Raw genomic sequence first — 21,213 nt, forward strand, 5'->3', positions numbered from 1 at the left:
CGGCGCTAATCGACCCACCAGCCAACAAATAGCACGACGGACAGCCCCAACAGCAGCGTTGCAAACGCTACAAACAACGCCGCAAAGCCTCTAACCAGCCAGCTTTTCTCCGTGTTCGTGCACCACACTCTCACCCCCGTGAAGAGCAGCGGCAGCCCCACCAGCATGCTGATGAGGCACATGAGCAGGATAAAGTCGAACATGCAAAAGGTGAATTGTGGCTGCCGATAACGGCTGTCAGCGGGAGGTTTAACTGCTCCATGCCCCACTGGCGCGCCAGCGAGAGCCAAAGAAGCGGCTCAACTATGCAGGAAAGCACGAGAGTACTTCGGCAGCCACTCCTTCGCTGAGCAACGCCAGGCGCAACTCCTGCAACCGTTGCTGGCCGCCCCGTGCGGCCCAGGCGCCCGGCTCGCGAATGAGCAGCAACAGCTCCTGATTCGATAGTGACAATAGTTTCTTGAGCAGCAGCCGGGTGCGCGTGCTACTCAGGTCAGCCGTTACCCGCAGGCCGTAGAGCTGTTGCTCTTCCTCGTATTTTTCCAACGCCGCTTCCGTGCTGTAGGCCGACGAATATTGAGTGACGCGGCCGGTATGCTTCGCCACGATAAATGGCCCAGCGCCAGCTATAGCGTACCGGTTATTCCGGGTTTCGTACCAGCGCCTGGAGGTGTAGTAAACCACCCAGGCATAAGGCGTTTCCTCGGTTTCGTGCGCCAACAGCATCAAGGAATCACCGGCCTCGTTGTATTCCCACGAGTCGAGTTGCGTTTGGGCCAGCTGCAAGGCGGCGGAGCGGGCTATCATGAGCGAAGGTTGGCAAGCCGCAAGCTTAATCAAATTCCGGCCAGCTTTCTTCCAAAGCCACCGGCCGGGCATGGGGCGTAGCGCTGCGTTGGCCCGAGGCGAATGTCAGCAACGCCACCACGAGCGCGAAAAAGATGGCCAGCACCGTGACGAACTGATGCGACACCACCCGGTTGCGGGAGGCAATGAGCATGATGGCCAGCGCCAGCAGCAGCACATCCGACGCCACCACCAGCAGGGCGTAGCCGGGCCAGTGCATCACCCGGAAAACCACGCCCAAAATGCCCACCGTGAGCGTGGCTATCATCACGTAATTCAGAGCATCGGAGGTGCCGGCCTCGGCATTGGCGCGGGCCGTGAACCCCAGCACCGACACCAGCAAGGCCCCGAAGCCGGCCAGCATCAGCGCATTAGCTCCGTACCACCAATTGAGCTTGAAATACACGCCCAGCAAGCCGAATACCAATGCCGCCCCGTTCAGGATTCGTTGAGCTTTCATGCCGAGTGATTATTGCCAGCGCATAACGGGCCGAACTGCCCGCCTGGTATCGGGCTGTGCAAACATCGTGCTTTTTTGGAGCAGCTCTTCTTATGCGTAGCGCAGCTCGCCCGCGCCCACGCGCAACTTCACGCCACTCTCGGCCGTGAGATGGCCGGCTACCTGCGCATCGTAGCCGCTGGCTTGCAGCGAAGCCACCACGGCCGCGGCGCTGGCTTCTTCCGTCACGACGAGCATGCCGGTGCCCATGTTCCAGTAAAGGTAGGCCGTTTCGGCATCAATGCCGCCGATTTCGCAGAGGCGCTGCATGGCGGGCAGGGGTTCGAAAAGATTATCCAGCACCGCGCCGAGGCCGTTTTTGAGCACCCGCGAGAAGTTATCGGCCACACCGCCGCCCGTGATGTGGGCCACGCCATGCAGCGGCAAACCGGCATCGAGCAGGGCCGCCACGCCGGGCGAATAGATGAGCGAAGGCGCGAGCATGGCTTCGCCCCAGGTAGCGTGCTGGTCGGCATCGGTGCCGTCGTAGGTGGCCTCGTGCCAGTTATCGCCGAATACCTTTTGCAGGGTTTTGCGGGCCAGCGAGTAGCCGTTGGAACGGAACGAGGGCGAGCGCAGGGCCACCACCACGTGGCCGGCCCGGGCGGTTTTGCCGCTCAGCGGCTGGGCCAGGCTGGGGTGCAGCACGCCGATGGCCGTGGAGCACCAGTTGAAGTTCATTTTCGCGCCCGGCCAGCCGCCGATGCGATTGCCCAGCTCCGCGATTTCGCCGCCCGTGATGGCTACTTGGGCAAAGTTGGCGGCATCGTGCAGGCCGCGCATCATCTGGTCCACCACGTCGTAGTCGAGGTGGTTCACGTCGATGATGTTGGAGAGGTTGGTGGGCACGAAACCGGCGGCAATGAGGTCGTCGGCCGTCATGGCAATGAGGTCGTAGCCGAGGGTGTCGTACTTGTTCAGGCGCTCGGCCACTTCAATCTTGGTCCCGATGCCGTCGGAGCTGATGCCTATCCGCTCCGCGCCGAAGCGAATTTCGTTGGAGAAGCCACCGTCGAGGTCCTGGGCGGGCTCGCCGGGCTTGCCCGCGCGATTCTGGAAGGTTTTTTTCGACCAGTTGTAGGCGTTGCGCGAGGCGGCATTGCCTTCTTCGATGGAGTAGCCGGCGGGGTTTTCGGTGGTATTGCTCATGCGGGGGGCCTCACCCCCGGCTCCTCTCCGATGGAGAGGGGAGCCACGGCGGTGCGGATTGGCTAGTGAAATGGAATTGGGTCGAGGCTCTAAATCTCAACCATTGTTTGAAGACCTTTTACTGATTTTTCCGGCAGGTAATAACGCTCACCTACTAGTCCAAAATCAATTAATAAACCACCGGGCACCCAGTCCCTGATGTAGATTTTGGTGCCGGGAGGCAGCTTAAGAGCGAAGCGCCCATTGACGGTATCAGCGGCTTGATAATATACAGGAGTCACGTGCTTTAACACCACATAATGAGGATTTGCCATGCCACGCAAAGCATTTTCTATACTAGGTGGTGATTCCACTGCAACCAGCTTATTAGGCAAAGCGCTTTCCTGCGCATGTGCGCAAAACGCAAGGCTCAGCCCAATAAGCAGGAATGACAGCTTCATAAGTTTCTAGTGCTCCGTCGGCTCGGGCGCTTTCGCGCTCACCGACTTCTTGTCCTTCTTCTTTTTATCGCCGCGGTGGCTGGCGCGCTCCTCCTGGATGTGGCGCAGGTAGTGCGTCACGTCGCCCGTCGGATACTTGCCCGAGAAGCAGGCGAAGCAGCTGCCGCCGTGGCCGCGCTCCTCCGAGAACAGTTCGTACAAGTCCTGCAAGTCCTGATAAATCACCTTATCGGCCTCGATGTAGCGGCAGATTTCGTCCTCCGTGTAGTTGGCCGCAATCAGCTCGGTGCTCATGGCCATGTCGATGCCGTAGATGCAGGGCGACACGATGGGCGGCGCGCTCGAAATGAAGTAAACCTCCGCCGCGCCGGCCTCGCGCAGTAGCCGCACGATGCGGCGCGACGTGGTGCCGCGCACGATGCTGTCGTCGACCACGGCCACCTTTTTGCCTTCTACAAATTCACGGATGGGGTTGAGCTTTTTCTTCACCACGTCCTCGCGCCCGGCCTGGGTGGGCACGATGAAGGAACGGCCCATGTGGTTGTTTTTCACCAGCGCCCGGCGGTACGGCACCCCAATGGCCTCGGCCAAACCGGAAGCCGAGAAGTAGCCCGACGACGGCACATCAATCACCATATCGGGCTTCAAACCGGCATCTACCAACTTGCGGGCGATGATTTTGCCCAGCCGCACCCGCTCCCGCGCCACCAGCCGGCCGTGAATGACGGAGTCTTCGCGGGCAAAGTAAATCTGCTCGAACACGCAGAAATTCTTGGGCAGCGCGTGCTGGTTTTTGCGGTGCACCTGGTAGTTGTTGTCGATAAAAATGGCCTGGCCGGGGCCCACGTTTTCAATGAATTCAAAATCCAGGTAATCGAAGCACGTGCTTTCCGACACGAAGGCATAGACCGGGCCATTCGGCGTTTCGCGCCGCCCCAGCGCCAGCGGCCGAATGCCTAGCGGGTCGGTAAACGCCAGCAGGCCGTGGCCGGCAATGACGGTGATGGTGGCGTAAGCGCCTTCCACCAGCTCCTGGGTGGTTTCGACGGCATCGAAAATATCCACCACCGAAATGTGGTCCAGGTCTTTCACGCGCAGCTCCGAGGCGAAGGTGTACATGATGAGCTCCAGGTCGTTGGTGGTTTTGGGCAGCACGTGGTACTTCTCGTGCAAGCGCTTGGCCACGTCGCGGAAGTTGATGACGTTGCCGTTGTGCACCATCGCCAGCCCGAAGGGGTAGCTGGTGGTGAAAGGCTGCGCCAAGTCGGAGTCATTCGCGCCCTGAGTGGTGTAGCGCACGTGCCCGATGCCGATGTTGCCCTTCAGCTTCTTCACGTGCTTGGGCTTGAAGACGTCGTTGACGAGGCCCTGGCCCTTGCAGAGGTGAAACGAGTCGTCGAACGTGGCGATACCGGCCGCATCCTGCCCCCGATGCTGGAGGGCGGTGAGGCCAATTATCATGTCGCCTACGACGTTATCGGGACCGTGAAAACCTACTATTCCGCACATGGGATGGGGTGATTTTAGTGTCTTATAAAAACGGTCATGTCGAGCGCAGCCGAGACATCTCGCTTGCGCCGTTAAACGGTTGAGTTACTCATCCGAGCGAGATGTCTCGGCTGCGCTCGACATGACGTTCTGTTTGCTTTTAATTAATTCGGCCAGCGTCCGTGCGTACAACTCGTGCTCCACGGCCAAACCGCGCCGCTCAACTTCTTCCAGCGTATCAGCCCCACGCAAATCCACGGTTTGCTGCGCGAGGATGGGGCCGGTATCGAGGCCTTCGTCAACCAGATGCACGGTGATTTTGGTTTCGGGCAGCTTGTTGTCGAAGGCCCATTCGTAGGCGTGCAAACCCTGGTGCTGATGAGTGTCGGCCGGATGGATGTTGACGATGCGGCCCGCAAACGGCTGAATAAAGGCCGGCGAGATAATCCGCATGTAGCCCGCCAGCACCACCAAATCGGGCTGGTACTGCTGGAGCAGCGCTGCGGCATCAGCATCAAAGGCTTCGCGCTTGCGGCCCTGGCTGGGCAGCGAGGCCACCGGACAGCCCAGGGCGGCAGCGGCTTCGAGGCCAAAGGCATCGGGCTTGTTGCTGAACACCACCACCACTTCGGCCAGGTTCTTCAGAATGCCGGTTTTGGTGGCTTCCAGCAGCGCCAGCATGTTGGAGCCCCGGCCCGAGAGCAGGATGGCCAGGCGAGCCCGCCTCCCCTCCGGCCCCTCTCCCGCGGAGAGGGGAGCCAGCCGAAATTGCTCAAAGGAGTCGAGGAGCTTCATGAGTTTGAGTTGCGCTTCTGGTCTCAATTTACAACAGCGGCGGTGAGCACCGGCGCGGGGCGCTGGGCAATGTCGGGCCGGAAGTATGCGCCCTCAAACGTGACGCGGGCGCAGGCTTCGTAGGCGCGGGCGGTGGCTTCCTCCAAATCATGGCCGTGGGCAGAGAGGACGAGGACACGGCCGCCGTTGGTTACCAACTGGCCGGCCTCGTTCTGCTTGGTGGCCCCGTGGTAAGCCCGCACACCAGCTGGCAGGTTGTCGAGGCCGGTGATGGAAAAGCCAGTGGGGAACTTGGGAGCCGGGTAGCCGCCCGAGGCCAGCACCACGCCCACGAACGCGCCGGGGCGCTGCTTCACGCCCTGCTGAGCGAGGCTGCCATTGAGGGCAGCTTCTATCAGCGTGAGCAGGCTGCTGTCCAGCGCGGGCAGCAGGACTTCGGCTTCAGGGTCGCCGAGGCGCACGTTGTATTCCAGCAGCTTGGGGCCGGTGGGCGTGAGCATGACGCCGAAGTAGAGGAAGCCCCGGAATTCGAACTGCTCGTTTTGCAGGCCGCGCAGGGTGGGGTCCACGATGTCGCGGCGGATGGCAGCCAGCACGTTGGCATCGGCGAAGGGCACGGGGCAGTAGGCGCCCATGCCGCCGGTGTTGGGCCCCTGGTCGCCGGCCAGCAGCTGCTTGTGGTCCTGCGAAGTGGCCAGCAGGCGGATGACGTGCCCATCGGTGAGGCCAATGATGCTGATTTCGGGGCCGGTCAGCTTTTCTTCCAGCAGGAAGGAAAACCAGCCCGAATAGCTCGTTTGCAGGTCATCGAAAGCCGCTTCGGCTTCTTCCGGCGACGAGCACACGTACACGCCTTTACCAGCGGCCAGCCCATCGTACTTCACCACTACGTGCCCGCCCAGCTCGGCTGCTTTGGCCCGGGCGGCGGCAATGTTGTCGCTCCGAAACGGCCAGGCCTGCGCTGTGGCCACGCCGTGGCGGCGCATGAATTCCTTGCTCCACACCTTCGAGCTTTCCAGCCGCGCCGCCGAACGGGTTGGGCCAAAAACCTGGATATCGGAACCCGCAAAAAAATCAGTGATACCGGCCGCCAGCGGCGCCTCCGGCCCCACCACAACCAGCCTGGAATCGTGGGCTTGCGCAAAGGCGCGCACGGCCTCAAAATCCAGCGGGTTCACCTCGGGGTGGCTATTGGGGATGCCGGCGTTACCGGGCAGCACGTGCACCGTGGCCCCGTCGCGGGTCAGCTTTTCGGCCAGGGCGTGCTCGCGCGCGCCGGAACCGAGGAGGAGAAGGGTTTTATTCGATGCGTTCATACTGGGTAAGACAGGCGCTTAGCTAATGTCTTGAATAGAGGCAATGCGCCCGTCGCGAAAGGTGAAAATGGATTGGCCAGTGAGTTGCAGGATAGTACCCGCTTTCACACCGTTAGGCCAGTCGATAGCGCTAATGGCAAAATACTCAATGCCAACGTCAGCGCGGTCAGTCCCGAAATGAAAAGACTTAATATGCTGATTCCTTTCCATGAAAAATTCGATTGCCTGGGTTGCTTGTGCTTCGAAAGCCTCTTTCCCATCGGTTCGAAGCGTTACGACGCCATCCGTAATATTTTCAAATACTACTTCCGGATGCATGCACGAGAGCATACCAGCCACATCGAATAGATTATATCCTTCGAGGTAATTTTCGATAAGCTCTCGTGCTTGCGGTTCCGTCATAACAGTTGCTAGAGCACCTGCAGCTCTTCGTCGGCGGCTTTCAGCTTGGCTTTGGTGGCGAGGATGTCCTTGCTCAGCCGCTCGCGCAGACGAGGGATATTCAGGGCGCGGAGGGCGGCTTGGGCGGCGTTGTCGGGGCGCACCACGGTGAGGTTGGGCGTGCCGCTGGGCATGATGACCGACGAGTTCAGGTTCATGGCCAGCTCGACGTAGTCCTTGTAGGGCGGGCACGAAATTACGGGCACGTTCACGTTGGCCGCCAGCGCGCCGCCGAGGCCGTTGCTCAGACCGGCTACGGCGATGATGACGCCGGGCTCGATGCTGTTGTTCCAGATTTCGGCCATGCCGGCAATGGCTTCGCCGTTTTTGTGGGCCGAGGTCACGCGCAGCTGCGTGAAGACGTCGTAGCCCTCCAGTTGCTGGCGAATTTTCTCAGCGTGCTCTTTGTCGGCCGGCGAGTCCAGCACGATGTTCACCCAGGCATCCTTCATCAGGCCGGCCTGCACGAGGTTGGCCTGCATGCGGGCGCGGGTATCTTGGCGGCCGGTGTGGGGCGCGTCGGCGGCGCCGGTTTCGGCAGTGGGCAAGGGCTCGCCCACGATGCGCTCGTAGATGTCGAGGTAGCGGCGGCTGGCTTCCTGGGTTACTTTGGGCGTGAGGGCGCGGGGGTACTGGCCGTCCTTTTTGTTGGCAATGAGCCACTGGCGAACGTACTCCTTATCCATTTGCTCGGCCGTTTCGGGGTTCCGGGCGTAGTCCTCGGTGCTCCAGAAACGCGACGAGTCGGGCGTGTGCATCTCGTCGATAAGAATCAGCTGGCCGTTCAGCACGCCAAACTCGTACTTGGTATCCACCAGAATAATGCCTTTCTCGGCCAGCAGGCGCGAGCCCACGGCAAACAGCATCTGGGCCTTCACGGCCATTTGGTCGTACAGCTCCTTGGTCACCCAGCCTTCGCTCACCAGGTTTTCAGGGGTGATTTCGCGGTCCGATTCCTCTTTCGTCGTCGGCGTCACGATGGCCTGCGGGAAGGCTTGGTTCTTCGTCAGCCCATCGGGCACGGTCACGCCCGAGAACGTGCGCTGACCGGCCTGGTAGCCGCGCCACATCGAGCCCGTCAGGTACTGGCGCACCACCATTTCCACCTTGATGGGCTTGGCCTCCTTCACCAGCATGGCGTTGGCGTCGACGAGTTTGATAACGTGGTTCGGGATGATGTGCGACGTCTTTTCAAACCAGAAGTTCGCTAGGCCGTTCAGCACCGCGCCTTTGTGCGGAATGGCCGTTTCGAGCACGCTGTCGAACGCCGAGAGGCGGTCCGTCACGATGATGAGGCGGTCGCCGCCGGGCGCGCGGAGGCTGTCGCGCACTTTGCCGCGGTGAAGCAGCGGGAGCTGAGGAGAAGCGAAGTGGGTGAGGGTGTTCATTAGCTACGTTTCTGGGAGGCTAGTTTTGGTTGGCGAGTTGCACAGCCGGAGCCGCAGAAGCACTTTTTTGGGTGATGTGAGCGACAATGTTCTTGAAAATCTGCAGCCCCTCCCCTTCCTCGCTTGCGCCCGGGTTCTGCCGGCGGCGGCGGGCCCAGTCGGGGTGGTTGTAAGCGGCCAAAAAAGCCTCGGGGTGCGGCATGAGGCCGAAAACCTGGCCGGTGGGGTCGGTGAGGCCGGCGCAGTTCAGGTCCGCGCCGTTGGGGTTGTGGGGGTATTCGCTGGTGCCGTCGCCGTTGGCGTCGATGTAGCTCAGGCAGTTGAGGCCGGCTGCTTCGATGGCGGCGCGGGTGGCGTCATTTGGAATAACCAACCGGCCTTCGCCGTGGCGCACGGGCACCTCCAGCTTATCAATGCCTTTGAGGAAGGGCGTGTTCGAGGCGGGGTTCACGCGGAGCGTTACCCACCGGTCTTCGTAGCGGCCGCTGGCGTTGTGGGTCAGGGTCACTTCGGGGGTCACGTCGCCGCCCAGGTTGGGCAGCAGGCCCAGCTTCACCAGCACCTGGAAGCCGTTGCAGATGCCGAGCACAAACTTGCCATCGGCGATGAACTGCTTGATGTCGTCGAGCAGCGTACGGCCGTCGGTGCTGGTTTGGCGGTAGCGCAGCTTGTTGGCCAGCACCACGCCCGAGCCGAGGTCGTCGCCGAAGGAGAAGCCGCCGGGGAAATTCAGCACGTCGAAATCGTGGATGCTCACCTGCCCGTGCAGCACCTGGTTGAGGTGCACAATGGTGGCGTCCGCGCCAGCCAAGCGGTAGGCGGCGGCAAACTCTTCTTCGCAGTTGATACCGAAGCCGGTCAGAATCAGCGCCCGCACCGTGCCGGCCGAACCCGAAGCGTCGGCTTGTGCCTCCAATTGAACTTTATGTGCTCCTTGAGCCGAGTCTTGTACCATTTCAAAAGTCTTTTGGGCCAATGGAAAAGGGTCTTGTGCTTTTAGAGCGAATTGGAATGGCTGAGGTTATCGTTCGAGAACACGCCAAGCAGGTGATTTACAGGTCCGTTGGTCCAGGCGGCGCGCAGGGCAGTGGTATTCGCCGAAATCACCGTTTTGCCCGCGTGGCGCACAGTCAGCTCGCCATCCGCCGTCACGATGCCAAGGCGCGTGGCGCGCTCGCCGAGCAGTTGCTCGAACGCCACCACATCTTCCGGCGCCACCGTGGCTAGGAAGCGCGAGTGCGACTCCGAGAACAGCTGCGTGGCCAGCGGCAGGCCCGTTTCGGGCAGCTCCACCATCGCGCCGTAGCCGTAGCCAAACGTTGTTTCAGCCAGCGCTACGGCGAGGCCGCCGTCGCTCAGGTCGTGGCAGGATTGGATGAGGTTTTGGTCGTTGGCCTGGCCGATGAGGGTGTAGAGCGCCTTGGCCTTAGCGAAGTCAACCTTGGGCACATTGGCGCCGAACTGGCCATGCAGGGCGTAGAACTCGGAGCCGCCCAGTTCGTCGTGGGTTTCGCCGAGGAGGTACACCACGTCGTCAGCCTGCTTGAAATCAGAGGTCACGGCGCGGCGCACGTCTTCCATCTTGGCCGTCATCGAGTAGAGCACGGTGGGGGGCACCGAAATCTTCACGCCGTCGGCCTTGAAGTCGTTTTTCATCGAGTCCTTGCCGCTGGTGAGCGGGATGCAGTAAGCGGCGGTGGCGTCGCGCAGGGCCTCACACATGCGCACCAGCTTGGCCAGCTTCTGCTTGCCATCGGGGTTGCTGGCGGGGTCGTACACTGAGTCGGGCACGCAGAAATTGTCGTTCACCGACCAGAAAATCCCGTCGCCGGGCGTCAGGTTCGGCAGCTTCCCTCCTACCGCAATAATCTGGCGCACCGCCTCATCAAACGAGCCGGCCGACATATCATACGCGTCCAAATCGCCGTAGCGCGGCAGGATGCCGTTGCTCACGGCCACGCCTTCCCAGCTCTCGAAATTGAAGCGCACCACGGCCGCGTCCTGCGGGGCCTGGCCCGTCGCACCCATCAACGGCTTCACAATCGTGCGGCCCTTCACCTCGTGGTCGTACTGCCGAATCACCGATTCCCGCGAGCAGATATTGAGCGAGCCCAGCAGCTGCGTCAGCGTCTCGGTGTAGTCAGTTGCAGTTGGAATTTCCGGCTCAGCAGCAGCGGGTTTGGTCCACTCCGCTTCCAGGATTTTGCGCGGCACGCCTTCGTGCAGAAACTCCATATTCAGCCGCGCCACCGGCGCCCCATCGAAGCGCACGTCCAGAAAACCATCCGAAGTGAAGTAGCCTATATCAGTCAGCTCCACTTCCATTTCCTGGCCCAGGGCCGTGATTTCGGCCATTTTGCCCGGCTCCACCACCAGCGTAAACCGTTCTTGCGACTCGCTCACGAAAATCTCCCAAGGCCGCAGGCCGGGATACTTCAGCGGCACGCGCTCTAGCTCCACCACCGCACCGCCCGAGATGCCCGCCAGCTCGCCCACGGACGACGAGAGGCCGCCCGCGCCGTTGTCGGTGCTGCATTTCAGCAGGCCGCGGCGGGCCGCCAGCAGCAGGAAATCCATCGCCAGCTTCTGGGTGATGGGCGAGCCGATTTGCACGGCCGTGGCGGGCGCGGTTTCATCCAGTTCGATGCTCGAAAACGTCGCGCCGTGGATGCCATCCTTGCCCACCCGGCCGCCGGCCATGATGATGCGGTCGCCGGCATCAATCTTCTTTTCCCACGAGTCCAGCCCGGCGAATTGCATGGGCATCACCGCGCCGGTGCCGCAGTACACCAGCGGCTTGCCGGCGTACCGGTCATCGAACACAATGGCGCCGTTCACCGTGGGCACGCCCGACTTGTTGCCGCCGTCCTCGATGCCCTTGCGCACGCCTTCCAGAATGCGGCGCGGGTGCAGCTGCCCGGTCAGCAGTTGCCCGTCAAATTCGGGGTTGCCGAAGCACAGCACGTTGGTATTGAACAGCAGCCGCGCGCCCCCGATGCCAGTAGCCAGCGGGTCGCGGTTGTTGCCCAGAATGCCCGTAATGGCCCCGCCGTACGGGTCGATGGCACTAGGCGAGTTGTGCGTTTCCACCTTCCAGACAAACAGCGAATCGGGGTTGATGCGCACCGCGCCGGCGTTGTCCGAAAACACCTTAATCAGCCAGTCGTTGCCGTTGGCGCGCAATTGCCGGTCGACTTCCGAAGTGGCGTTTTTGATGTAGGTTTTGAAGAGCGAGTCAATCTGCTTTTCCTCGCCCGTCTCGGTGTCCTTGTAGTTGATGACGGCCGCGAATTCCTTGTGCTTGCAGTGTTCCGACCAGGTCTGAGCAATGATTTCCAACTCGCAATCAGTAGGGTCGGCGGGCAGGCCGGCTGACTTCCGCTCCTCCTGCGTCTCAACAGCGGCGAAGTAGTCGCGCACGGCGCGCATTTCCTCCAGGTTCAGCGCGTAGATGTTCTCTTTCGAGAGCTGTAACAGCTCCGCGCCGCTCAGGCCCGTCAGCGAAACAACCTCCGTAATGGCTTCAGCACCGCCGCCGGGGCGCGGCGTGTAGTCGCGGATGCCGTCGGCCACGCGGCCCACTTCGAGCCAGTTGATGAGCTTGTTGCCGAGCAGCTCCTCCGCAATGCGGCGCAGGTCGGTTTCGGGCAGGTCGTTTTCGAGCAGGTAGAGCTTCTTGCTGAAAATGTGCTGGGTGTGCACGTCCAGCGGCTCGTTCAGCAGGTCGGCGAGGGCATTCTGGGCCGAGGTACCTTCGTCGTCGGTCACGCCGGGGCGGCGGGCCACTAGGATGTAAGTAGCAAATTCGGCCGCGCCGGTCAGCTCGTTCAGGCGCACGTCGTGCAGCACCGGGTCGGCGAGGCAGCGGGTGGCGAAGTCACGCAGCTGGGTTTCGCTCAGCGGGTAGCGCACGGTGTAGAGGGCGGCGCTGCGCACGCGGCCGGTGGCCAGGCCGAGGTGGCGGGCGGCGGCTTCGGCCACGCGCTGGCCGTCGCCGTCGTGCTGGCCGGCTTTCAGCGTGAGCTGGATGGTGTGGGTTGCCTGGGCAGTGTTGGGATTGGTATCGGACATCGAGGATATCAGAACGTCATGCTGAGCGAAGCCGAAGCATTTCTACTGCACAACTAATTAGTTACTATCACAACGAAGCAGTAGAGATGCTTCGACTTCGCTCAGCATGACGTTCAAGCTGAGACAGGACCTAACCTCAAAACGCTTTCTCCGGCCGGCTGCCGGGCTTCACCACCGGCACGCCGGCGGCGCACAGGGGGCAACTCTCGGGCGCAAAGGTCGCGGCTTGTACCTGTAAAAGCGCAAAATGCGGGAAATCCAGCCCCCCTTTTCCGCCAGTGCGGTCAATCAGCGAGGCCACGGCCAGCACTTCCGCGCCCATTTCTCGCAGCACCTTGGCCACTTCCAGCGTGCTTTTGCCGGTCGTCACCACGTCTTCGGCGATAACAACTCGCTCGCCCGGCTCGATGGTGAAGCCGCGCCGCAGGGTCATCTGCCCGTCGGCGTCGCGCTCGGTGAAGATGCCGGGCACGCCCAGCTGCCGGGCCAACTCGTAGCCAATCACCACGCCGCCCATGGCGGGGCCTACCACCACATCGGGCTGCAGGCCGGCGGCCTGAATCTGGCCTGCTAGCGCGGCAGCGGCCGGCGCAGCCAACTCCGGGCGGCGCAGGAAGCGGGCGCACTGCACATAGGTATCGGAGTGCAGGCCCGACGACAGCCGGAAGTGTCCGCGCAGCAGAGCGTCTTCCCGTTGCAGCTGCTCGGTCAGCAGCTCGGCGTCGAGGGCAATGGGCGTTTGGGTTTCGGTGGCTTCAGTCATTTGATTCAGAAAGGGTAACATGCAAAAAGCCGCGGTAAAGCGGCTTTTTGGTTCAGGCGTGGGCCGGGCTCGTCACGACCCGGAATTCGTTGATTTGTGCTTGCAATTCGCGGGCGGCGGCGCCCGCATCCTTCGCCTGCCAGATGCCCCGCGAGGAGTTAATCAGCAGGCCGCTGCCGTCTTTGCGCAGGCCGGCGCGGAGCGTGGCGGCCAGGTCGCCGCCCTGCGCGCCGATGCCCGGCACCAGAAACCACTGCTCCGGGCAGGCGGCGCGGACTTTGGCCACAGCGGCCGGCTCGGTGGCGCCCACCACCAGCCCGATGGTCGACTCGGTCAGCTCCTCGTCCATCAGCTTGGCCAGCCGGGCCGCCCAGTCGCTGATGGAGCCACCGCGCGTCATAGCGGCGTCCTGCAGGCCGTGGAGGGGTTTGTTGGAGGTTTTGGCGAGCGAAAACACCATCTTGCCGGGCCGCGCAAACGGCCGGATGGTATCGTCGCCCATGTAGGGGTTCACCGTCACGGCGTCGGCCCCCACAATGTCATAAGCAAAGCGGGCGTACTGCTCAGCCGTGTTGGCAATGTCGCCGAATTTGCCATCCAGGATAACCGGAATGTCCTTCGGAATGCTACGCACGGTTTCCTGCAGCATCGCCACGCCGTTTTCACGGCTCAGAAAGAAGGCGAGGTTGGGTTTGAAAGCGGCCGCGTAGGGCGCGGTTTCGGCAATGACTTCGCGCAGCCGCTGGGTGGCGGCGGCGTCATCGCCGGTGGGGTCGAGGCCCACGCACAGTAAGGAATTAGCAGTTTCGACGCGGGTGAGGAGCTTTTGCATGGCGAAGCGCGAAGAGGGTTTGGGTGGGATTTTGGGGAGGAAGAGTAAGGAGGAAATCTATTTAGACCGTCATGTCGAGCGTAGCCGAGACATCTCGCGTGGGGTAGTAACTCAATCGTCGAAAAGGATTAGTTGAAGCACGCGAGATGTCTTGGCTGCGCTCGACATGACGGGCTGTTTACATACTAAGCACCACCTCCGAGGCCAGCCGGGCCGTGAGGCCCGGCGACAGCCATTCGCCGCTGGCCACTTGCACGGCCTGGGCGCCCACGCGCAGGTAGTCCTGCACGTCGCGAAGGGTGAAAATGCCGCCCGTGCCGAAGATGGGGAGCGTCAGTTTCTCGTCATTGGCCAACTCCCACACGCAGCGCAGGGCCAGCGGCCGCAGCGCCTCGCCCGAGAGGCCGCCCACCAGCGGCGCGGCGGCGCGGTCGGCGGGCAGGTGGAGCACTTTTAGGGTGTTGGTGGCGGCCAGGGCGGTGGCGCCGCCTTCTTGCGCGCCTAGGGCCAGGCTCCGGATGTGCTCGGGCCACGGCGGCAGCTTCACCACCACGGCGGCGTCGGCGCGCAGTTCGTTGCGCACGGCCTCGGTAGCCTCGCGCACGAAGCGGGCCGTCACATCGGCGCCGGAACCGCCGGGGGGCGTGGTGATGTACACTTCGAGGCCCGCAATCTGCTCGCCGGCCTCGCGCTGCAGGTAGCGCGCAATCTTGCGGAAGCCGGGCACGCCCGGCGCGGTGATGCTCACAAACACCGGCACGCCGAAGCGGCGCAGGCGCGGCAGGTGCTCCTGCACCAGCCCTTCGGCGCCTTCGGTGCGCAGGTCGGTGCGGTTGAGCAGGGTTTGGTCGGCCACCTGCAGGATGCCTTCGTCGCCGGGCAGGCCGGCGCGGGGCTCCATGGTCACGGTTTTGGTGAAAATCGCGCCCAGCTGCTCGTAGCCTTCCCCAGCGAGGTCCCAGGGCGCGGCCGCCAGGCACACGGCATTCTGTAAGGTAATAGCGCCGAGTTTCATATGAGGGGGTGTCTGTTGTTGGTTGTCAGTTGCCAGGCGCGATGCCGACAGCTGGCTTCACTACTATAAGTTAGCACAGCGGAGAAAATAATTGCTGGTTGTCCGTTGTCAGCTCGGACTTGGGCAAGCGCCCAAAGGCGCGGTCCGACTCGGTTTTTTAGGCAGAAAAAAAGCCACTCCGAAAAACGAAATGGCTACAGGGGAAGCGGTGGCATTGCGGCCGGATTAGACACAAAAAAACCGTTTCGGAAAACCGGAACGGCAACGGGGCAAAAACCAGAAAAGGCCGTAAAAAAATCGGCAAACCCGGCGGGCGACAAGACCTTCCGGTCTCGCTGCGGAGCGTCGTAGCCGAGCGTTCCGCACTTCATCAATTGGTTATTGGGGTGAAGCACACTGCAAAATTAAGGAAGCATTATGGCCAGTCAACACCCGTTAATATTAACTTTTTATTCCGCCTTTTTTTCGGCTTTCATTTCCGTCGTAACTAGCTAACCGACGCACTTTTCGGAGCTTTTTCCCTTCGGAAAATTTTTTTGACTTTCCCTAACATATTGCTTTGCAAGCACAAGCCTCCGTAACTTTAGCTGTTCAGCTCTGAGATGCAGCCTCTGGCCGCATGTAGCAGGCAGCAAAAAGGCCGTGAAATACGCTGTATTTCACGGCCTTTTTAATTTCCGGCGGGCATCCTTATTACAAGCGTAATAAATCAACCCAAACGCCGGTAGCAAACGCAATATCAGCTCGTCGGGCCGGTGTCTACTTTCGACTCGATGGTGGCCTGCACGGTGCTGTTCACGGCCGAGAGGATGTTGTAGCCCGTGGCCTGCTCGATGGCGTCCACCGTGGTGCGGTACGAACCCCAGCTGGAGCTGATGCTGGTGGTGTTGGGCGTGTCGATGGCGATGATGCGCGTGCTGGTGGTCACGCGGCTGGCGTCGGAGCTGCCTTCGGGCAGCACCACCACCACTTTCCAGCAGCGGGCGGGCACCGTGATGTTGCCGCTGGCGATGGTGGTGGCGTAGCCGTTCACGCCGGTGCCGCCGGTGCCGTAGCTGCCGCAGATGACGTACAGCTCGTAGCCCTGGCCCACGAGGGTGCGCTCGTAGTTCTCCAGGTTGGCCCAGGTTTGCTGGTTGTTGTTGGCGGCCTGGGGCATCATGTTCGTCATCAGGAACGTGGCCGAGTTGTCGGCCACCGAGCCGGTGCGGTCGGCTGAGGGGCAGTTGTGGCCGCGGTCGAAGCCCGAGCCGGTGTAGCTGCTGCTGGTGGCCCGGAACCAACCGCTGGGCAGCGCGCCATCGGACGCGAAATTGTCCTGGCGGGCGGTGCTGCCCAGCCAAGCGCTGCTCAGGTGCCAGCTCACCCAGTTCGGCTTGCCCTTGTCGCGGCTATACGAGAGGCTGTACTGGGTTTTGGTCATCAGGTAGTTGTTGGGGTAGTTCGTGGCGTCGGTCACGGCGCCGCTGGGGTTGCCCATGGCCAGGTTGTTGTCGCGCGTGGCGTCCTGGTTCACGGTGGCGGCGGTGGGGTCCTGGCTGGGGGCCACTTGCTCGGTGCGCGAGCAGGAAACGGCCAGGGCCGTGAGCAGCGCCAGGCTGCCAATGCGTAAAAATGCTTGCTTCATAAAAAGATTGGGGGTGAGATGGGATATGGTGGCCGCAAAATTCCGGCGCCGGAATGCTGATGCTACCGCCGCAATGTTACGGCTTGGTTACCATTCTTCCAGCTAATAAGAGCACAAGATTTGGGCATTGATTATCAGTTTCATGGAATGATACTTGATGCCTAAACACATTATTTATTTCAGGCCGGAAGCCTTTTCGTACATTACCCGGTCTGAACATTTAACGGCTCGTCGTACCTCTTTTTTCACTCTTTCACCCTTTTTGCACATGAACAAACGCTTACACCTCTCCTTGATATTGGCCCTGCTGGGCTTGTTCTTCGTCAAGCCCGCCGCGGCTTCCCACATGCAGGGCGGCGACCTGACATATGCCTCGTTGGGCAACAACCGCTATCTGGTTACGCTGCACGTTTTCCGCGACTGCTCGGGCATCTCCCTGTCTCCCTTCACGCTGGAGTGCCGCTCGGGCGGCTGCAACGCTCCGGCCAGCATCACGACCCCCTTCACGCAAGTGGGGCTGCCCATACCGGCGCGCCAGTACTGCGCCACGCTTACGGGCGTCTGCAACGGCACCGTTACCAACACCGAAGCGTACACGTTCACCGCAACCGTGACCCTGCCCCCCGCCGCGCAGTGGACATTGAGCACGTCTCAGAGCGCCCGGCCCAGCACCGCCAACATCTACAACGCCGGCGACCTGTATTTCGAAGCAACGCTGAACAACCTGCTGCCGCAGGCGGGCACTGCAGGCACGCCCATTATCAATAATTCGCCGGTGGCCAGTGTGCAACCGGCTTTCTTCGTGCCCGTGCATCAGCTCACCACGTTGAGCAACAATGCGTTCGATACCGACGGCGACTCGCTGGTGTACTCGCTGGAAACGCCGCTGCAGGCCTGCAGCTCGCCTGTCAACTTTACGAATTATCCTTCTTCCGCCAACGCCCCTGTCCCTATCAACCCCACGTGCTTCTACCAGCCCCTGTTCATTCCCTATTATAGCGCGACACTCCCCATTTTTGTTGATGTTGATACCATAGGCACCTGCCCGATGAAAACGGGCGTTACGCGCTTCAGCTTTGATGCCCGCACGGGCAACATTTCCCTGCAGCCGGGCCGCTACCTGAACACCAACAGCGCCAATGGCGACAACAAGTACGCCGCTTCCGTCAAAATCAGCGAGTACCGCCGCATCGGCGGCAGCTACGTGCTGGTGGGCACCATGCGCCGCGAGCTCTACTTTATGGTGTACGACTGCGGCACCAACCTCATGCCGGTGGTGGGCCCGCAGGTAGCCGTGCAGTCGGGCACGAGCAGCACGGTGCAGGCCCTGAGCCAAACCATTCCGGTGGTGGCGGGCCAGTCGGTGTCGGTGGTCATTGATGCTACCGACCGCAACGCCGGCCAATCCCTGGCCCTCACCCTCGACTACAACGCCGTGCCCGGCGCCAGCCTGCAAAGCCTGGGCAACGGCCAGGCCCGCCTCACCTTCACGCCGGCCGCCAGCACCGCACCCGGCCTCTACCGCGTGGCCGTGACGGCCGAAGACAACGCCTGCCCCATCAAAGGCATGGACACGAAGACGCTCACCTTCCGCGTATCGGCGGCCAGCTCGACGCTGGCCGCCCGCGCCAAAACGGCCGCCTCCATTGCCGCCTACCCCAACCCCTTCACCGACGAGGTGCACTTTCAGCTGAGCACGCCGGGCGTGCAGTTCCTCACCATCAGCGACTACCTGGGCCGCGCCGTGGCCACGGTGCAGAGCCAGCCCAACGGCGCCGTGCGCTGGCAGCCGGCCGCCAACCTGCCCACTGGCCTCTACCTGGCCCGCTCTGCCGATGGCAGCCAGAGCGTGCGTTTGCTACGTAGCGCGGTGCGCTAAGCCGGCCATAGCGCGCCACTTTCATGGCAAACAAAAAGCCCTGCCGACGATGTCGGCAGGGCTTTTTGTTTGCAGAAAGGGAAGGTGGAACTAGCGGTTGCCGACCACCAGCCGCTGCGTGGCCAGGGCTTGGCCAGCCGCGTCGCGCAGCACTACGTGGTAGAGGCCGGGCTTCAGCGTGGGCAGTTGCACCGCTTCGCCCGTGGCCGATACAGATACCTGGCCCACAAGCTGCCCCAGTTGCGAATAGGCCTGCACTAGGCCGCCGGTGGCGGGCAGGTTGGGGCAACGCACCAGCACGGCCTGGGCATCGACGGCGGGGTTGGGGTACACCTGCAGCTGCGGCGCGGCTGCCAAGGGCTGGCCCACGGCCAGCGCCACCACCGGCGAGAAAACAGTAGCGCCATCGCGGTCGACCTGGCGCAGACGGTAGTAGAGCACGCTGGCGCCCAAGGCACCGGCTTCGGCATCGCGCAGCTTGTAGGCCAGGGCCTGAGTGCTGTTGCCGGCGGCGGCTACCTGGCCCACGGCCTCAAAAGGGCTTTCGGCGCCCGTGGCGCGCTCCACCACAAAGTGGCTGCTGTTTTTTTCCGAGGCGGTGGTCCAGGTCAGGTCGGCCGCGCCGTTGTTCCACTTGGCGTTGAAGGCCGTGAGCTCCACGGGCAGCGGGGCGGCCAGCGAGAGCAGCGGCACGTCCTCGGCAAAGGCGTAATACACGCGGGTATTAGAGAGCACGCTGGCGGCACTGGTCACCGTGATTTCGGCATACGTGAAATCGCGCGAGGCCAGGAAGGAAATACGATTGATGTCGGTGGTGCCTAGCAGCGTGACCCCGAGCAGCGAGGCGCCTGTTTTGGTTTCGATAAGCTTGTTGTCCGCGTCGTAGGTGGCAATTGTCAGCCGTTGCAGCGCCGTCAGGTCCAGCAGGCCGCCGCCCTGGCCCACGGCAAAGCCTACCCGGTTGCCAGCTTTGCCGGTGCCGTTCAGCTTCAGCTTCAGGCTGGCCGTGGCTTGCGTGGTAAGAGGCGTGACCAGCGTAACGACCCCGCCCAAACCGAGCGAGCCCAAGTTGACGCCCAACGTATTGAGCTCGGCATAGTTGGTGGTAGTTGCGCTGGTCGGAACGGTATTGTCGGCGGCCAGCTGTGGGTTGACCACGCGCGAAATTTCCAGCAGCTGGCCGTTCAGCCGGACGGTGGCCAAGGCAGTCGTCACGTTTACATCTACGCTCACTTGCTGCGGGGGGCTGTTGCTGTAGGCATCGTTGGGCAGCGGGTTCGTAAAATTGGACAGTATCGGGTTGATTCCTTCAATGGCCTGCGGCTCCAGGCCAAAGGCGTAATACACCTCTAGGTCGTCGAGCGCGGTGAGGTCGATGGATTGCAGCAAGCCCGTGCGCGCGATTCGCACCCCGTCGAAACGCTTGCTAGCGTCCGTCTTGAACGACACCAGGGCCTTATTGCTGGACAACAAGTTCAGATTGAGCAGATTGAGGCCCGAGCGCGTTTCAACCAGCGTGTTGCCGAGGTAGGTGCTGATTTCCAGGCCGCTCAGCACGCTCACGTCAAGCAGGCTGCTCTGGCCAATTACGAAGCCGGCGTAGTAGCTGCCCGTGGTGCCTCCTGCGGGCACCCCGGCCAGCTTGGCGTAGATGGCTGGGTTGCAGGCCACCGTCGCGGTGCTGCGCAAGGTGGCAAAATTGGTCAGGCTAGCGTCTGCCACCTGCTCGGCGTTTGTCACATCGGTGTTCAGGCAAAGGGCCACGAACGGGCCAGTGGCCACGGAGGTGCGGTATTCAACCCCCGCCGTGGGTTGGGGGAAGCGCGACAGGTAGCCATTGCCGCGGGTCTGAACGCCCGGCCGCACACCGTAAGCATAGAATACATTGAAGCTGCGGTTGAGGCTCGCGACGGAAAGCACTTCAAATTCGACGGCATCAAACGAGAGGGTGCTGGTAAATTCTAACTGCGTGGGCTGGCTGTTGCCTCCCAGCGAAGCTTCCAGCACATCGGCGCGTACCAGCCGGGTTTCGCGCACCGCGCCGCCCAAGTAGGTGCGAAGCCGGACCGCCCCCAGCGCCGTCAGGCTCAGGGTGCCGCTGGTGTTGGCCAGCACCACGCCCGCGCGGTAGCCCGCCGGGGCTTCACCGCTCAGACCGAAGCGCGCCGACACCGGCGAGCCGGCCACCGATGCGCCGCTCACCTGCACCGTGGCAAAGGCGCTGAGCACACCCGCCCCGGCATTCACGCCGGCCGTAACGGTGCCCCCGGTAGTGACCGGGTTGGTTGGCCCGGTAGTGGAATAATACGCGGGCAAGGCCTGGGCGTAGCTGCTTCCCCCCGAAGCAACCAATAGAAGAACGAGGGCTGGAACCAGCCAGGCCCGCAGCAAGCGGGCGCAAAAGACGGAAGTAGGAGTAGCGGTTTGCATTAGATTATCTAAAAAATAGTTTGGCCTTTGGCGTAGTGCCAGCCATCTTGATGCAATTCCGTGGCCATGCCGTGCCGAACGGGTTGTCTGACTAAGAGTCAATCAGATATAAATTCCGCCACAATCTTAAATTGTCCCATTCGTGGAATATGTTCCTAATTTGAGAAATGCGTAATTGAAGTCAGGCAATCCGATAGGCAATCCACTTCGTATATGCCCCATTTTGACGATATT

Annotated in this window: 18 protein-coding genes; 1 reads left to right on the plus strand and 17 read right to left on the minus strand. The window is 62.0% G+C overall.

The genetic code is table 11. The annotated features are described in order from the left end of the window. Positions 1-5: 5 nt before the first annotated feature. From Q5H92_RS00470 to Q5H92_RS00545, 16 genes are all read right to left on the minus strand, one after another. Positions 6-203, minus strand: a complete 198-nt coding sequence (locus Q5H92_RS00470; protein ID WP_305009485.1) for a hypothetical protein — start codon at positions 201-203, stop codon at positions 6-8. Positions 204-303: 100 nt separating this feature from the next. After that, positions 304-807: a YrhB domain-containing protein gene (locus Q5H92_RS00475; protein WP_305009486.1), complete on the minus strand. Its 504-nt coding sequence runs from the start codon at positions 805-807 to the stop codon at positions 304-306. A gap of 25 nt (positions 808-832) precedes the next feature. Next, a complete protein-coding gene (locus Q5H92_RS00480; RefSeq protein WP_305009487.1) occupies positions 833-1,306 on the minus strand; it encodes a hypothetical protein in 474 nt (157 codons plus the stop codon). Positions 1,307-1,396: 90 nt separating this feature from the next. Continuing rightward, complete coding sequence (locus Q5H92_RS00485) at positions 1,397-2,494, minus strand: AIR synthase-related protein (protein WP_305009488.1); 1,098 nt, start codon at positions 2,492-2,494, stop codon at positions 1,397-1,399. Between the two features lie 89 nt (positions 2,495-2,583). Next, complete coding sequence (locus Q5H92_RS00490; RefSeq protein WP_305009489.1) at positions 2,584-2,934, minus strand: hypothetical protein; 351 nt, start codon at positions 2,932-2,934, stop codon at positions 2,584-2,586. A gap of 6 nt (positions 2,935-2,940) precedes the next feature. Continuing rightward, positions 2,941-4,443, minus strand: coding sequence for an amidophosphoribosyltransferase (purF, locus tag Q5H92_RS00495; RefSeq protein WP_305009491.1), 1,503 nt, complete (start codon positions 4,441-4,443; stop codon positions 2,941-2,943). 84 nt (positions 4,444-4,527) lie between these two features. After that, positions 4,528-5,217, minus strand: coding sequence for a phosphoribosylglycinamide formyltransferase (gene purN, locus Q5H92_RS00500; protein ID WP_305009492.1), 690 nt, complete (start codon positions 5,215-5,217; stop codon positions 4,528-4,530). A 23-nt stretch (positions 5,218-5,240) separates the two neighbouring features. Beyond that, on the minus strand, positions 5,241-6,533 hold the full coding sequence (gene purD, locus Q5H92_RS00505) for a phosphoribosylamine--glycine ligase (RefSeq protein ID WP_305009493.1): 1,293 nt from the start codon (positions 6,531-6,533) through the stop codon (positions 5,241-5,243). Between the two features lie 18 nt (positions 6,534-6,551). Beyond that, a complete protein-coding gene (locus tag Q5H92_RS00510; protein ID WP_305009494.1) occupies positions 6,552-6,935 on the minus strand; it encodes a nuclear transport factor 2 family protein in 384 nt (127 codons plus the stop codon). Between the two features lie 8 nt (positions 6,936-6,943). Then, the gene (locus tag Q5H92_RS00515) at positions 6,944-8,362 is read right to left on the minus strand and encodes a phosphoribosylaminoimidazolesuccinocarboxamide synthase (RefSeq protein WP_305009495.1); all 1,419 of its coding nucleotides are present in this window, start codon (positions 8,360-8,362) and stop codon (positions 6,944-6,946) included. Between the two features lie 19 nt (positions 8,363-8,381). Continuing rightward, the gene (locus Q5H92_RS00520; RefSeq protein WP_305009496.1) at positions 8,382-9,278 is read right to left on the minus strand and encodes a phosphoribosylformylglycinamidine synthase subunit PurQ; all 897 of its coding nucleotides are present in this window, start codon (positions 9,276-9,278) and stop codon (positions 8,382-8,384) included. 80 nt (positions 9,279-9,358) lie between these two features. Then, on the minus strand, positions 9,359-12,433 hold the full coding sequence (locus Q5H92_RS00525; protein WP_305009497.1) for an AIR synthase-related protein: 3,075 nt from the start codon (positions 12,431-12,433) through the stop codon (positions 9,359-9,361). A 136-nt stretch (positions 12,434-12,569) separates the two neighbouring features. Next, positions 12,570-13,196: an orotate phosphoribosyltransferase gene (gene pyrE, locus Q5H92_RS00530; RefSeq protein ID WP_305009498.1), complete on the minus strand. Its 627-nt coding sequence runs from the start codon at positions 13,194-13,196 to the stop codon at positions 12,570-12,572. A gap of 52 nt (positions 13,197-13,248) precedes the next feature. After that, on the minus strand, positions 13,249-14,028 hold the full coding sequence (pyrF, locus tag Q5H92_RS00535) for an orotidine-5'-phosphate decarboxylase (protein ID WP_305009499.1): 780 nt from the start codon (positions 14,026-14,028) through the stop codon (positions 13,249-13,251). Between the two features lie 178 nt (positions 14,029-14,206). Beyond that, positions 14,207-15,043, minus strand: coding sequence for a dihydroorotate dehydrogenase (locus Q5H92_RS00540; RefSeq protein WP_305009500.1), 837 nt, complete (start codon positions 15,041-15,043; stop codon positions 14,207-14,209). A gap of 739 nt (positions 15,044-15,782) precedes the next feature. Beyond that, complete coding sequence (locus Q5H92_RS00545) at positions 15,783-16,670, minus strand: DNA/RNA non-specific endonuclease (RefSeq protein ID WP_305009501.1); 888 nt, start codon at positions 16,668-16,670, stop codon at positions 15,783-15,785. 268 nt (positions 16,671-16,938) lie between these two features. Here Q5H92_RS00545 and Q5H92_RS00550 point away from each other — a divergent pair, with 268 nt between their 5' ends. Continuing rightward, entirely contained in the window at positions 16,939-18,549 is a 1,611-nt protein-coding gene (locus tag Q5H92_RS00550; protein WP_305009502.1) for a T9SS type A sorting domain-containing protein, read from the plus strand. Positions 18,550-18,639: 90 nt separating this feature from the next. Here the strand turns inward: Q5H92_RS00550 and Q5H92_RS00555 are convergent, their stop codons facing one another. Beyond that, complete coding sequence (locus Q5H92_RS00555) at positions 18,640-20,979, minus strand: T9SS type A sorting domain-containing protein (RefSeq protein ID WP_305009503.1); 2,340 nt, start codon at positions 20,977-20,979, stop codon at positions 18,640-18,642. Positions 20,980-21,213: the final 234 nt, after the last annotated feature.

Origin of the sequence: Hymenobacter mellowenesis, from assembly GCF_030581005.1 — a bacterium.
GTDB lineage: Bacteria > Bacteroidota > Bacteroidia > Cytophagales > Hymenobacteraceae > Hymenobacter > Hymenobacter mellowenesis.